At 67.2% G+C, this 12,536-nt stretch carries 10 protein-coding genes; 9 read left to right on the plus strand and 1 reads right to left on the minus strand.

The features are described from left to right. Window positions 1–161: 161 nt before the first annotated feature. Window positions 162–1,274, minus strand: a complete 1,113-nt coding sequence (locus tag BRADO_RS29355; protein WP_012029839.1) for a ring-opening amidohydrolase — start codon at window positions 1,272–1,274, stop codon at window positions 162–164. 125 nt (window positions 1,275–1,399) lie between these two features. Here BRADO_RS29355 and BRADO_RS29360 point away from each other — a divergent pair, with 125 nt between their 5' ends. The 9 genes from BRADO_RS29360 (at window position 1,400) to BRADO_RS29400 (ending at window position 12,448) form a co-directional block, all read left to right on the plus strand. Next, window positions 1,400–2,203: a hypothetical protein gene (locus BRADO_RS29360; protein WP_012029840.1), complete on the plus strand. Its 804-nt coding sequence runs from the start codon at window positions 1,400–1,402 to the stop codon at window positions 2,201–2,203. Window positions 2,204–2,524: 321 nt separating this feature from the next. Then, complete coding sequence (locus BRADO_RS29365) at window positions 2,525–3,013, plus strand: DUF427 domain-containing protein (RefSeq protein ID WP_012029841.1); 489 nt, start codon at window positions 2,525–2,527, stop codon at window positions 3,011–3,013. A 149-nt stretch (window positions 3,014–3,162) separates the two neighbouring features. Then, window positions 3,163–3,645, plus strand: a complete 483-nt coding sequence (locus BRADO_RS29370; RefSeq protein ID WP_012029842.1) for a hypothetical protein — start codon at window positions 3,163–3,165, stop codon at window positions 3,643–3,645. Between the two features lie 231 nt (window positions 3,646–3,876). Beyond that, window positions 3,877–5,652 (plus strand): thiamine pyrophosphate-requiring protein, encoded by a 1,776-nt coding sequence (locus tag BRADO_RS29375; RefSeq protein ID WP_012029843.1) that lies wholly within the window; start codon window positions 3,877–3,879, stop codon window positions 5,650–5,652. Then, window positions 5,652–6,758 carry an enolase C-terminal domain-like protein gene (locus BRADO_RS29380; RefSeq protein ID WP_012029844.1) on the plus strand — a complete coding sequence of 369 codons (1,107 nt, stop codon included), beginning with the start codon at window positions 5,652–5,654 and terminating at the stop codon, window positions 6,756–6,758. Before BRADO_RS29375 ends, BRADO_RS29380 begins: the two co-directional genes overlap by 1 nt. Beyond that, complete coding sequence (locus tag BRADO_RS29385) at window positions 6,755–7,720, plus strand: hypothetical protein (RefSeq protein WP_012029845.1); 966 nt, start codon at window positions 6,755–6,757, stop codon at window positions 7,718–7,720. The genes BRADO_RS29380 and BRADO_RS29385 overlap by 4 nt, the downstream gene beginning before the upstream one ends. Beyond that, entirely contained in the window at window positions 7,713–8,378 is a 666-nt protein-coding gene (locus BRADO_RS29390; protein WP_012029846.1) for a gluconate 2-dehydrogenase subunit 3 family protein, read from the plus strand. Before BRADO_RS29385 ends, BRADO_RS29390 begins: the two co-directional genes overlap by 8 nt. After that, on the plus strand, window positions 8,368–10,065 hold the full coding sequence (locus BRADO_RS29395; protein ID WP_012029847.1) for a GMC family oxidoreductase: 1,698 nt from the start codon (window positions 8,368–8,370) through the stop codon (window positions 10,063–10,065). The genes BRADO_RS29390 and BRADO_RS29395 overlap by 11 nt, the downstream gene beginning before the upstream one ends. 670 nt (window positions 10,066–10,735) lie before the next feature. Further along, a complete protein-coding gene (locus tag BRADO_RS29400) occupies window positions 10,736–12,448 on the plus strand; it encodes a jacalin-like lectin (RefSeq protein WP_012029848.1) in 1,713 nt (570 codons plus the stop codon). Window positions 12,449–12,536 lie beyond the last annotated feature (88 nt).

Here is a 12,536-nt window from a genome sequence, read left to right on the forward strand (position 1 = left end):
ACTGGACTGTTCCAATCGCGAATGGCTCTCAAAAAGTCCTTGAATTGGGTCGAAACGTCGGTCGGTCGATGGCCAGACTAGGAATATATTACCTAATGCATGTGATAATGAGTCGCATCTGAAATGTTGCCGCAGTTTTCCGGCGGGACATACCCGCGCGATCAGCGTCGCTCGACAATGATCGCGACCGGTCCGCCACCGTCCGGTCCCTGGTGCTCGGCCCCGCCGGACACGAACAGATCGGTGAAGCCGAACAGCCCCGCCAGCGCCCCGCCGACGAACGCACGGGCATGCCGTGTGGAGGAGACGTCGCTGTCGTCCAGCATCGTGTGCCTGAGCCCCCGCACCTTCCCGCTCTGCGCCGCCTCCGCCTTGGCCAGCACCGCGGCGATCCGGCCGCGCGACGCCGCCGGCAGCTGGCCGGGGCCATCGAGGCCGAGCCGGCTGAGCGCGGCGCGGGCCGGCTCGATGTCGATCGCATCCCGCATCACGCCGTGATCGATCGCGAGCGGGCCGGTCCACCGTGCCGACATGCCGGCGACCATAATCTCATGGTCGAGCAGTTCGACGCCGCCCGAGGTCGCCGCACGCTCGCTGTAGCGGCTGTAATCAGCGCAGATATCAGCATCGGACAGCTCATCGAAGGCCAGCTCGCCGAGCGCGACCGCAACGCCGAGCGCCGAGGCCCCACGGGAAAATCCCATCGATTTCAGCGTGTCACGCACGGCGGTGCGCGCACCCCGCGCCTCCGCCGCCTCGATCCGCTCCATCGTCAGCAGCGGGCATTTCACCTGGACATAGTGCACGTCGGCGGGATCCTCGATGCCGGCATCGGCCATCGCCGCACGCACGCCGGCGGCGACCTGCGCGACCTGCTGCATGCGGCCGAGATGCTCGCCGGGAAGCGTCGGCGTTCGCGCCCGGCCGAGAGCCAGCGAGGTGCCGAAGGCGCGCGGCCCGTCGTCGCCGGTTCGCGCCTCGAACACGATCATGTGCGGCGACAACGCGCCCTCGGTGCCGCCGGACATCACCATCGCGATCTGCCGGACGGCGTCGGCTTGAAGATGGCGGCCGAGCAGTGTTTCGAGCGAGCGCACCGCGAAGGCGCGGGTGAAGTCGTTGACGCAGCCATTGCCCTCGGTCTTGCCAAGGATGGCGACGATGCCGGCCGGGTCGATCGCGCCGCTGACGATCGCGGCCTCGAGCGCGCCGACATCATCGGGGCTTCGCATCGGCAGGCGGTGAACATGAGCGCGGCGCAAGGGGGTCGGCATGGACGGACTCCGAAAAGTTCTGGCCTGCCACCCTAGGCGATCACGACGCTCTGCGCGACGCTGCCGCCAGCCGCACGGCGTGTTATCGTCCAGCCTTGTCGTCTCGTGAATTCACCCGGTGCCCCATGCCTCTCTGGACCTGCTTTCAATGCGGCGCGCAGTTTCCCGACACGCCCGCGCCGCCTGCCCATTGCGTCGTCTGCGAGGACGAGCGGCAATATGTGAACTGGAGCGGCCAGCGCTTTCTCAGCCGCGAGGAACTGGCGGAGCGGCATCCGGTGGTCTGGCGCGAGGATCTCGGCCTTATTGGTCTCGCGCTCGAGCCCTCCTTCGCAATCGGTCAGCGCGCGCTGCTGATTCCCGTGCCGGACGGCTGCGTGATGTGGGATTGCATCCCCTTGGCGACGGAGGCAGCGATTGCTCATGTCCGCGCGCTCGGCGGGCTCAAGGCGATCTCCGTGTCACATCCTCATTACTATGGCGCGGTGGCCGATTGGAGCGCGGCCTTCGGCGACGCTCCGATCTATCTGCATGGCGATGACGCCGCCTTCGTCACCCGGCCGCATTCCGCCGTCGTGCCCTGGAGCGGCGATCGTCTCGCCATTTCGGACGACGTTGTGCTGCTGCGGACCGGCGGACATTTCGCCGGCGCGACCATCCTGCACTGGCGCAAGGGCGTCGACGGCAAGGGCGCGCTGTTCACCGGTGATATCGCGATGGTCGCCATGGACCGCCGCCATGTCAGCTTCATGTATTCCTATCCGAACTACATCCCGCTCGGCTCCGCCGCGGTGCGCCGCATCGCCGATGTCGTCGCGCCGCTGGCGTTCGATCGCATCTACGGCGCGTGGTGGCAGAAGAACATCGCCGAGGATGCGAAGCGCGCATTCGACCGCTCCGTGACGCGCTATCTCGCCGCCATCGCATAAGCTCGACGGGCCGTTGCATGTCCTCCCGGTGGTAACGCTGTCGCTGAGCCGCGCGCAGCGTCGAGTCCGGCTCTTGACCCTCATGGTAAGGAGCGTCGCCCTTGCGACGCGTCTCTTCAAATGCGATAGCCCTCGCCCACTGGCGCCGTGTCCTTCGCGACGCTTGACTGCGCCAAGCTCCTCAAAGGTGAGGATTGGGAGCGGTCCGATGTGCCGGGAACACTCTCACTGCTCGCACTGATCCCTGAGCATGCCGACCACGTTATCCCGCTGAAGGCGACCTAGCCGTCGCCCGGGAGACATCGTGCAGGAGACATCGTCATGCAACGCATCGCGCCAGGGCCGGGACAGGAATCAGTCTGGGACTATCCGCGGCCGCCACGGCTGGAGCGCTGCGTGGCGCGCCTGCACGTGATGTTCGCTGGTGTCACGATCGCCGACACCGACGCGGGCTTTCGCGTCCTGGAGACCAGCCATCCCCCGGTCTACTACATCCCTCAGCGGCATATTGCGATGCAATGGCTGCGGCCCGCCGCGGGCCGCTCGTTCTGCGAGTTCAAGGGTTTTGCCAGCTACTGGACGATCGAGGTCGAGGGCCGCGTCGCCGAGCAGGCCGCCTGGAGCTATCAGCAGCCAACGCCGCCGTTTGCGCCGATCGCCGGGCATCTCGCCTTCTACGCTTCGCGCGTCGATGCCTGCTTCGTCGGCGACGAGCGTGTTGCGGCGCAAGAGGGCGATTTCTACGGCGGCTGGATCACCTCGCGCGTGGTCGGACCGTTCAAGGGCGCACCAGGGACACGGTACTGGTAGACGGCGAGATCGGATGAACCGCGGCGACGGATTGATCGTATAGTACAGTGTGGTCGGCGGTCCATTTTGCACCGCGATCACGGGCGGGACTGGCGAAATGTCCAGATGTCCCGTCCGACCTCCCTGTCCGCGACGTCCGAGGGCACGCCATGCGACGGCTGATGAAGTTCCTGCATACGATGGGCGCAATCGGCATGATGGGCGCAATGGCCTGCCTTGTGGTCCTGCTCGGCCTCATCCCGCAGCCTTCGGTGTCCCTGGCGCATTACGCCGAAATGCGCGCGGCCATGGGCGCCATCGTGCGCTACGTGTTCTTCCCCTCGCTCGGTCTCACCTTGATCGCGGGTCTGCTCGCCATCGCCGTCAACCGCGCGCTGCACAGCGCCGGCTGGGCGCTCGCCAAGCTCGCCTCCGGCATTCTCGTGTTCGAATGGGGCTTTGCCGCCGTACAGGGTCCGATGCAGGAAGCCGCCGAAGAAGCGGCCCGGGCCGTCGCCGGCCAGATCGACCCGGCGACGCTCGCCCCCAATTTCGGCACCGAGCAGGGCGCCATCTGGGTCATGCTCGGCGTCGCCACGGTGAATGTCATCCTCGGCGTCTGGCGCCCGCGGTTTACCAACCTGCCGGATTGAACAGCCTCTGCACGCTCCGAACCGCGCCATCCGACCTTGATGTGATCCCGCGGCGCGGCCGTCGGCGCGCACCGGCACGAGCTGTTTGGAACTATCCCCCCGCGCAGCGAGCATTGTTAGTTCAACCACCAACATGAATTCTCGTTAAAGCGGCAACGTTTGCCGCGACGGCACGTTTGATGGACACCAGCAGCGCCGCTCTCCGCAAACTTCCGATCGAGGATCACGTCCATGAACGTCAGCGAATTCGTTTGGCATCGCCTGTCCGAATGGGGTCTCCACCGTGTCTATGGATATCCCGGCGACGGGGTCGGCGGGCTGGACGTTGCGCTCGACAAGGCAAAGGACGTGATGAGCTACGTCCAGGTGCGGCACGAGGAGATGGCCGCGTTCATGGCTTCCGCACATGCCAAGTTCACCGGCCAGGTCGGGCTCTGCTACGCCACCTCCGGGCCCGGCGCGATCCATCTCCTGAACGGGCTGTACGATGCGAAGATGGATCACGTCCCCGTGGTCGCTCTGGTCGGCCAGGCGGCGCGGGCCTCGATCGGCGCGAACTATCAGCAGGAGGTCGACCTCAAGACGCTGTTCAAGGATGTCGCGGAATATGTGGAACAGGCAAGCGTGCCGGAGCAGGTCCGCCATCTCGTCGACCGCGCGGTCCGCATCGCTCATACGCGACGAACGGTGACCTGCATCATCCTGCCGAAGGATCTGCAGGAGATGGACTATGAGGATCCGCCGCTCACCCACGGCACGACGCACACCGGCCTCGGCTATGCCGGGCCGGCGCAGGTTCCGGAGGATGCGCAGCTGCGCGCGGCCGCGGAGGTGCTGAACAGCGGCCGCAAGGTCGCGATGCTCATTGGCGCCGGCGCGCTCGACGCGACGGACGAGGTGATCGCCGTGGCCGAGCGGCTGCAGGCCGGTGTCGCGAAAGCGCTGCTCGGCAAGGCCGCGGTGCCCGACGATCTGCCGTTCGTCACCGGCTCGATCGGCCTGCTCGGCTCCAAGCCGAGCTGGGACATGATGAAGTCCTGCGACACCTTCCTGATGGTCGGCTCGGCGTTCCCCTATAGCGAGTTCCTGCCGAAGCCGGGCGATGCGCGCGGCGTGCAGATCGACATCGACGGCACGCGGCTCAGCCTGCGCTATCCGATGGAGGTCAATCTCGTCGGCGACAGCGCGGCGACGTTGCGCGCGCTGCTGCCGCTCTTGGAGCAGAAGCCGAAGGACGGCTGGCGCAGCGGCATCGAGGACGGCGTTCGCGACTGGTGGTCGACGCTGGAGCGCCGCGCGATGGATTCGGCCGATCCACTCAATCCGCAGCGCGTGTTCTGGGAGCTGTCGCCTCGCCTGCCCGATAATGCGATCATCACCGCCGATTCCGGCTCGGCCGCCAACTGGTACGCGCGCGACCTGAAGATCCGGCGCGGCATGAAGGCGTCGCTGTCCGGCGGCCTCGCCTCGCTCGGCGCCGGCACGCCCTACGCGCTCGCCGCCAAGATGGCCTATCCCGAGCGCACCGTGATCGCCTGCATGGGTGACGGCGCGATGCAGATGAACGGGCTGAACGTGATGATCACGATCGGCAAATATTGGCGCGAGTGGAGCAACCCGCGCCTCATCGTGCTCGTGCTCAACAACCGCGATCTCAACCAGGTCACCTGGGAGGAGCGCATCCAGCTCGGCACCGGCAAGACGCTCTCGACGCAGAGCATCCCGGACTTCTCCTACCATCGCTATGCCGAGCTGATCGGCCTCAAGGGCATCTTCGTCGACGATCCCGAGCACGTCGGCGCCGCCTGGGACGAAGCGCTCGCGGCCGACCGGCCCGTCATCCTCGAAGCCTACACCGATCCGAACGTGCCGCCGCTGCCGCCACATATCACGCTGAAGGATGCCAAGAACTTCATCAGCATGATTCCGTCGGAGCCGGAGCTCGGCAGCGTGCTGAAGAACAGCGCCAAGGAGCTCGTCACCAGCATCCTGCCGGGGAAAGACTGATGCGCGCGACCGTTCCGATCGAGAGCGTCGCTGTCGGCGCCTTCGAGATTCCGACCGACCGGCCGGAGGCCGACGGAACGATCAGCTGGACGTCGACGACGCTGGTGCTGGTCGAAGTGTTCGCCCGCGGCAAGATCGGCATCGGCTACACCTATGCCCATGCCTGCATCGGCCGGCTGATCTCCGACACGCTCGCGCCGCTGGTCGAAGGCAGCGACGCGCTGGCGCCTGAACACACCTGGGCCGTGATGCAGCGCGCGATCCGCAACCTCGGCCGGCAAGGTCTTGTGGCCACCGCGATCTCGGCTGTCGATACCGCGCTCCACGATCTCAAGGCGCGGCTGCTGGATCTGCCGCTCTGCGCGCTGCTCGGCAGCTTTCGCCAGGAGATCCCGATCTACGGCAGCGGCGGCTTCACCAGCTATTCGGACGAAGAGCTGCGCCGCCAGCTGGCCGGATGGGTGTTCGAAGAGCGCTGCGCCTGGGTCAAGATGAAGGTCGGCTCCGAGCCCGCGCGCGATCCGCATCGAGTCGAGGTGGCGCGGCTGGCGATCGGCGAGCGCGCCGCGCTGTTCGTCGATGCCAACGGCGCCTATTCGCCCAAGCAGGCGTTGGGACTCGCGCAGCCGTTAGCGGATCTCGGCGTGAGCTGGCTCGAGGAGCCGGTGTCGTCGGATGATCTGCCTGGACTGCGCCTGGTGCGCGAGCGCGCTCCCGCGGGCATGGACGTGGCCGCCGGCGAATACAGCTACACGACGGACCAGGTGCGGATGATGCTGCAGGCGGGCGCGGTCGATGTCCAGCAGGCCGACATCACCCGCTGCGGCGGCGTCACCGGCTTCCGGCAGATCGCCGCGCTGTGCGATGCCTTCCACACCGATCTCTCCGGCCATTGCGCGCCGTCCTTGCATCTGCACGCCGCCTGCGCCGCGCCGCGGCTGCGCCACCTCGAATGGTTTCACGACCATGTCCGCATCGAGCACATGCTGTTCGACGGCGCGCCGCAGCCGAAGGACGGCAGGATCCGTCCCGACCTCAGCCGTCCCGGCCATGGCCTGACATTCAAGCACGCCGATGCGGCGCGCTACGCCGTGAGTGCGACATGAGCAACGACACCAATTGGCTGGTGGGAGCCGGCCTCGCCATCGCCGCGACGGCGATGCTGCAACCGCGGCGTCGGACCACACTCGCACGGCCGACAGCGAGTCTGCCGCCACGCACAGGCCCGCATCCACGCGCCTCCGTCCGCGCCGCGCGCCGGCTGAACCGCGCCGCGGGCATGCTGGCCGCCTCGGTGCTGGCCGACAGCGGCGTCGAGCATTATCGCGGCTCGTTCAAGAACAAGGCGATGGTCACGCCGCTCGCCGTGGCAGCTTTGACGCTGGCGATAAGCGCGCACGGCACCGCCGACAGGCGGCCCTGGGCGCACCGGCTGCGCGACGGCAGCTATGTGCTCGCCGCCGCCACCGGTCTCGCCGGCACCGGCTTCCATGTCTACAACGTGACCAGGAAGGTCGGCGGCTTCAGCTGGCAGAACCTGTTCTACGGCGCGCCGCTCGGCGCTCCGATGGCCATCCTGCTGTCCGGTCTGCTCGGCTTCTGCTCCGAGCGCGTGCGCGACACCAGCCGCGCGCAGCGGCCGCATGTGTTCGGCCTGCCGGCCGCGCGCACCATCGCAGCCGTCACCGCGGCCGGACTGCTCGGCACGTCGGGCGAAGCCGGTCTGCTGCATTTCCGCGGCGCGTTTCACAACCCGTTCATGGCCGCGCCCGTGACCCTGCCGCCGATCGGCGCCGCGCTGCTGTTCAACGCCGCGGCGCGCGACCCGCACGATGAGCAGGATCGAAGACATCCGCTGACGCGCGCCTGGATGTGGCTGCTGGCCGCCATGGGGTTCATCGGCGTCGGCTTCCACGCCTATGGCGTGTCGCGCAATATGGGCGGATGGCGCAATTGGAGCCAGAACATCCTGGCGGGCCCGCCATTGCCGGCGCCGCCGAGCTTCACCGGGCTGGCGCTCGCCGGCCTCGCCGCGCTGGGACTGATGCGGGAGCATCCCGATGCATGACCGTTCGCACCCCGCCCTTCCGAACCGCTATCCGCACTACGACGTGCTCGCCAAGCGCAACGGAGCGTCGTGGAACGACAAGACGCGCGAGGTGATCGCCGAACGCCTGTCGGTCACGGCAACGCCGCTGTTCTTCTCGACCAGCGAATTCCTGCTGCTCGAAGCGATCGCGGCGCGAATCGTTCCGCAGCCATCGACACGGCCGCCGATCCCTGTGGCCGCGCTGGTCGATCGCAAGCTGCACGGCGACATCGCCGACGGCTATCGGACCGATGGCATGCCCCGCCACCGCGAGGCATGGCGGCGCGGCCTTCACGCGCTCGAGGCGGAGGCGCTCGCAGCGTTCCAGCGGCCCTTCGTCGAGCTGTCCGAAGCGACGCAGGACGAATTGCTTCGCCACGCCGAAGCCGGCGCGTTGAAGGCCGCCGACTGGGGCGACATGCGCTGCGACGGTTTCTTCAAGCGTCGGCTGCTGCACGATATCGTGCTGGCCTATTACGCCCACCCGACCGCGTGGAGCGAGATCGGCTGGGGCGGCCCCGCCAGCCCACGCGGCTATGTGCGCCTCGATGTCAACGACCGTGATCCGTGGGAGCCCGCCGAGGCGGAGCTTGGCCGCGAGCAAGACGCCGCAAGGATCAACCGACATGTCCGATGATCCGCAAACAACGCCCCGCGCCATCGAAGGCCGCGCGCCCGACGTGTTCCGCCCCGGCGGTTGGGTGCCGATGCGCTGCCACCGCGACGAGGACGACGTCGATTTCGTCATCGTCGGCACCGGCGCCGGCGGCGGCACGCTCGCCTGCAAGCTCGCCGAATACGGCTTCTCCGTCGTCGCGCTCGACGCCGGCCCCTACTTCCGGCCGCTCGAGGATTTCGCCTCCGACGAGTCCGAGCAGACCAAGTTGTACTGGACCGACGATCGCATCAGCGACGGCGCCAATCCGCTGCAGCTCGGCAGCAACAACAGCGGCAAGGCGGTGGGCGGCTCGACCGTGCACTTCGCGATGGTGTCGCTGCGCTTCCGGCCCGAATGGTTCAAGTCGCGCACCCTGCTCGGCTACGGCGCCGACTGGCCGATCGATTGGCGCGAGATGTGGCGCTACTACACCGAGGTCGAGCAGGCGCTGAAGATCTCAGGTCCCATCACCTATCCCTGGGGACCGAAGCGGCCGCGCTATCCCTATCGCGCCCATCCGCTCAACGCCGCCGCCCGCGTGCTCGCCAGAGGTTGCGAGGCGCTCGGTGTCTCCTGGACCGAGACCCCGCTCGCAACGTTGTCCGCTCCGCGCGGCCTCGCGCACCCCTGCGTCTATCGCGGCTTCTGCGTCGCCGGCTGCTCGACCAACGCCAAGCAGAGCGCGCTCGTGACCTGGCTTCCGCGCGCGCTCGCCGCCGGCGCCGAGATCCGCGATCTTGCGATGGTCGGACGCATCGAGGTCGACGGCCATGACCTCGTGACCGGCGTCCACTATCACCGCCAGGGTCGCTGGCACTTCCAGCGCGCCCGCAACGTCGTCGTCGCCGGCTACGCGATCGAGACGCCGCGGCTGCTGCTCAACTCGGCCACCGATCACCATCGCGACGGCCTCGCCAACAGCTCGGGCCTGGTCGGACGATATCTCATGACGCAATCCAACCAGGCGGTGTGGGGCACGATGGATGACGAGATCCGCTCCTACAAGGGGCCGCCCTCGCTCGCCATCACCGAGCACTGGAACTACGAAGACAAGGGCAAGGATTTCTTCGGCGGCTACGCCTATATGAGCCAGGGCCCGCTGCCGCAGCTGTGGGCCAACACGCTCGCGCAGGCGCGCGGGCTGTGGGGCGCGCGCCTGGTCGAGGAGATGACCAACTACAATCACGTCGCGGGCCTCAAGATCGTCGGCGAGATGCTGCCGCAGGAGCGCAATCGCGTCACCCTGGCCGACGAGGTCGATCAGTACGGCCTGCGCATCCCGCGCGTCACCTACTCCTGGTGCGACAACGACCGGCGGCTGATCGAGCACTCGCTGGCCTTCATGACGCGCGCGCTGCAGGCGGCGGGCGCCAAGGACATCTGGACCCAGGACGACGACACCTGCCATCTCAACGGCACGGCACGGATGGGCGACGACCCGCGCTCGAGCGTCGTCGACGCCGATTGCCGCAGCTGGGACATTCCCAATCTCTGGATCTGCGACGGCTCGGTGTTTCCGACCGTCGGCGGCGTCAATCCCTCGCTGACCATCCAGGCCATCGCCTGCCGCACTGCGGACCGCATCCGCGCCATGGCGCGGCGCGGCGAGCTTGCCGGAAAGCCTTCGTCAAGCGCGAGAATGACAACGACTGCAGCAGTCTCCTGACTGCTGCGCGCTCTTGCCCGCGCAAAACGCCCGTCGTGTTACTTTGCCGCATTCCGTCGGGCAAATCCGGCCTTGTGTCGTCGGGCAAATCAGATCGATGCTCCCCGGCGTCTTCCGCTCACAGAAGGGGCGTTTCGCGATCGTCACGGACCGTGGAGCGGGAGATGCGGTGGCCGCGTGGGGTCGGCGTGCGCGTTTCGCGTGCGGACGAACGAGCCCTTCGCGGGCGGTCAAGCCGTGTGGTCCCGACACCCCGACGCTGGTGTCTTGGTTGGCGACATCCCGATGACGGGGGCAAGCAAGCCCGGTCCCCTGGGAGAGCACGGAGCAGCCGTAAAACCCATCGCGCAGGGAAGGCCGGTTGTTCGGCCAATCCTGTGGTGACTGCCGCCTGCTTTTTTTGTTGCAGGCGGGCCATGGGTGCGGCCTGCACCCGGCCTTCCCTGCGCCCTTCTTCTCGAAGGGCGTGCCTGAGAGCAAAGCTCGGACGCGCAAACGCGCCGCGAGGCTGAGGAGCCATGTCGTGTCGGCGCGAGGTCGACCACAACCCCAGATCGCACGTCATGCGACGACACGCCCCGCACAGAAGATCAATCAATCCGTCATCACGACGACAATCAGCCGGTGCTATCGCCCCGCCTCTTCGAACACGATCGAGGAGGATCGATCCATGAAGATTCGTTTTCTAGCGAGCGCATTGGCCTTCGGCTGCTCCGCGCTGCTCGGCAGTCCGTTACAGGCGGCAAGCGGCACGTTCAACACGCTGACCTACAACGTCGCGGAGACGCCGACCGCTTATAACGGCGGCAGCGATGCGCATTCGAAGCTGATCAGCTGCTATCTGCGCCAGTTCGGCATCGTCAACGTGCAGGAGGATTTTCTCTGGCACGCTGCGCTATACGACACCTGCGACGACCATCCCTATCGCACGCCGACCTCGGGCACCGCCGGCATCGGCGATGGCCTCAACACGCTGAGCCGCTATGGGTTCGACGATCTCGACCGCGTGACCTGGGACAAGCGCGCAGACTCCGACGCGCTCACGCCGAAGGGCTTTTCGCTGGTGCGCACCCGCCTCGCCGAGGGCGTCTATCTCGACTTCTACAATCTCCATGCCCAGTCCGGCACCTCGTCGACCGATCTCGCCTATAGCGAGAACGACGTCCAGCAGTTGCTGACCTACATCGAGGCGAATTCCGCCGGCAATACCGTGATGGTGATGGGCGACACCAACACGCGCTACACGCGCGCGGGCCAGAACATGTGGGAGTTCCTGCATCACGGCTTCAGCGACGCCTGGATCGAGGCGGTGCGGGGCGGCAGCGTCCCGCCGGTTGGCGACGCGCTGGTCTGCGGCAGCACGCAGACGGCGCGGCCCGATTGCGAGATCGTCGACAAGGTGCTGTGGCGCAACAATGGCTTCCTCAATCTGCAGGCCTCGTCCTATGTCGACCGGCAGGACGCGCTGGATGCCAGCGGCGCGCAGCTCTCCGACCATCATCCGATCGAAGTGAATTGGAGCTTCTCGACGGCGGCGAACCGCCGCCTCAGTGATCAGTTCGGCGGTCCGCACGGGACGAGCTACAACGATGTCTCGGCGCTGCCGGCCAATCCGGTGCCGAGCAAGCTGACCATCCGCACCGGCAGCCGCGTCGATCAGGTCGAGCTGACGCTGTCCAACGGCTACGTGTTCAGCCATGGCGGCACCGGCGGCACGGCGCAGAGCCTGACGCTCGCCAGCGGCGAATATCTCACCTCGGTCAATCTGTGCAGCGCGCAGTATCAGGGCCACACCCGCATCTTCTGGGTCTCGTTCGCCACCAGCACGGGTCGCATGCTTGCGGGCGGCGCCACGACATCGAGCTGCACCAGCTACACTGCGCCGGGCGGCTGGCAGATCACTGGCTTTCACGGCCGCTCCGGCGACGGGGTCGACAAGCTCGGCGTCGTCTATGCGCCAGTGTCGACCGGTGCTGTGCCGGCGCGACAGCCGGTTCGCATCGTCAACCGCACCTCGGCGCTGTGCATGGACATCAACGGTGGGACGGCGGCGAACGGCACCGCCGTGATCCAGTGGTACTGCAACGGCGGCGCCAACCAGACCTGGAGCTATGACGAGACCAGCGGCATGATCCGCAGCATGCAGGATCCGCATTATTGCCTCGACAACAACGGGACGTATGGCGATGGCGCGCAGCTGATCATCTGGACCTGTACCGGCAACAACAACCAGCGTTTCCGCTACGATGCCGCCGCCGGCACGATCGCGGTGCGCAGCTATCCGGTCGAGATCATCAGCCAGAACGGCACCTCCGTCGGCAACCAGCTGTTGACGGCCACTGCCTCGGCCGCAGGCACGCAAGCATGGACCTTGACGCCCTGACCAGCGCCGCAACCAGGACCCGGACGGCGCCGCGCCGCCCGGGTCTTCGCCGCGCGCTGGCGCAAAGTCGGCCGCGACGGCTGTCAAA

The sequence above is a fragment of the Bradyrhizobium sp. ORS 278 genome (assembly GCF_000026145.1).
GTDB lineage: Bacteria > Pseudomonadota > Alphaproteobacteria > Rhizobiales > Xanthobacteraceae > Bradyrhizobium.

Excerpts from the sequence above, each read along its gene's own strand:
- BRADO_RS29355 (WP_012029839.1), bottom strand. The coding sequence starts at position 1,274 with ATGCCGACCCCCTTGCGCCGCGCTCATGTTCACCGCCTGCCGATGCGA.
- BRADO_RS29360 (WP_012029840.1), top strand. The coding sequence starts at position 1,400 with ATGCCTCTCTGGACCTGCTTTCAATGCGGCGCGCAGTTTCCCGACACG.
- BRADO_RS29365 (WP_012029841.1), top strand. The coding sequence starts at position 2,525 with ATGCAACGCATCGCGCCAGGGCCGGGACAGGAATCAGTCTGGGACTAT.
- BRADO_RS29370 (WP_012029842.1), top strand. The coding sequence starts at position 3,163 with ATGCGACGGCTGATGAAGTTCCTGCATACGATGGGCGCAATCGGCATG.
- BRADO_RS29375 (WP_012029843.1), top strand. The coding sequence starts at position 3,877 with ATGAACGTCAGCGAATTCGTTTGGCATCGCCTGTCCGAATGGGGTCTC.
- BRADO_RS29380 (WP_012029844.1), top strand. The coding sequence starts at position 5,652 with ATGCGCGCGACCGTTCCGATCGAGAGCGTCGCTGTCGGCGCCTTCGAG.
- BRADO_RS29385 (WP_012029845.1), top strand. The coding sequence starts at position 6,755 with ATGAGCAACGACACCAATTGGCTGGTGGGAGCCGGCCTCGCCATCGCC.
- BRADO_RS29390 (WP_012029846.1), top strand. The coding sequence starts at position 7,713 with ATGCATGACCGTTCGCACCCCGCCCTTCCGAACCGCTATCCGCACTAC.
- BRADO_RS29395 (WP_012029847.1), top strand. The coding sequence starts at position 8,368 with ATGTCCGATGATCCGCAAACAACGCCCCGCGCCATCGAAGGCCGCGCG.
- BRADO_RS29400 (WP_012029848.1), top strand. The coding sequence starts at position 10,736 with ATGAAGATTCGTTTTCTAGCGAGCGCATTGGCCTTCGGCTGCTCCGCG.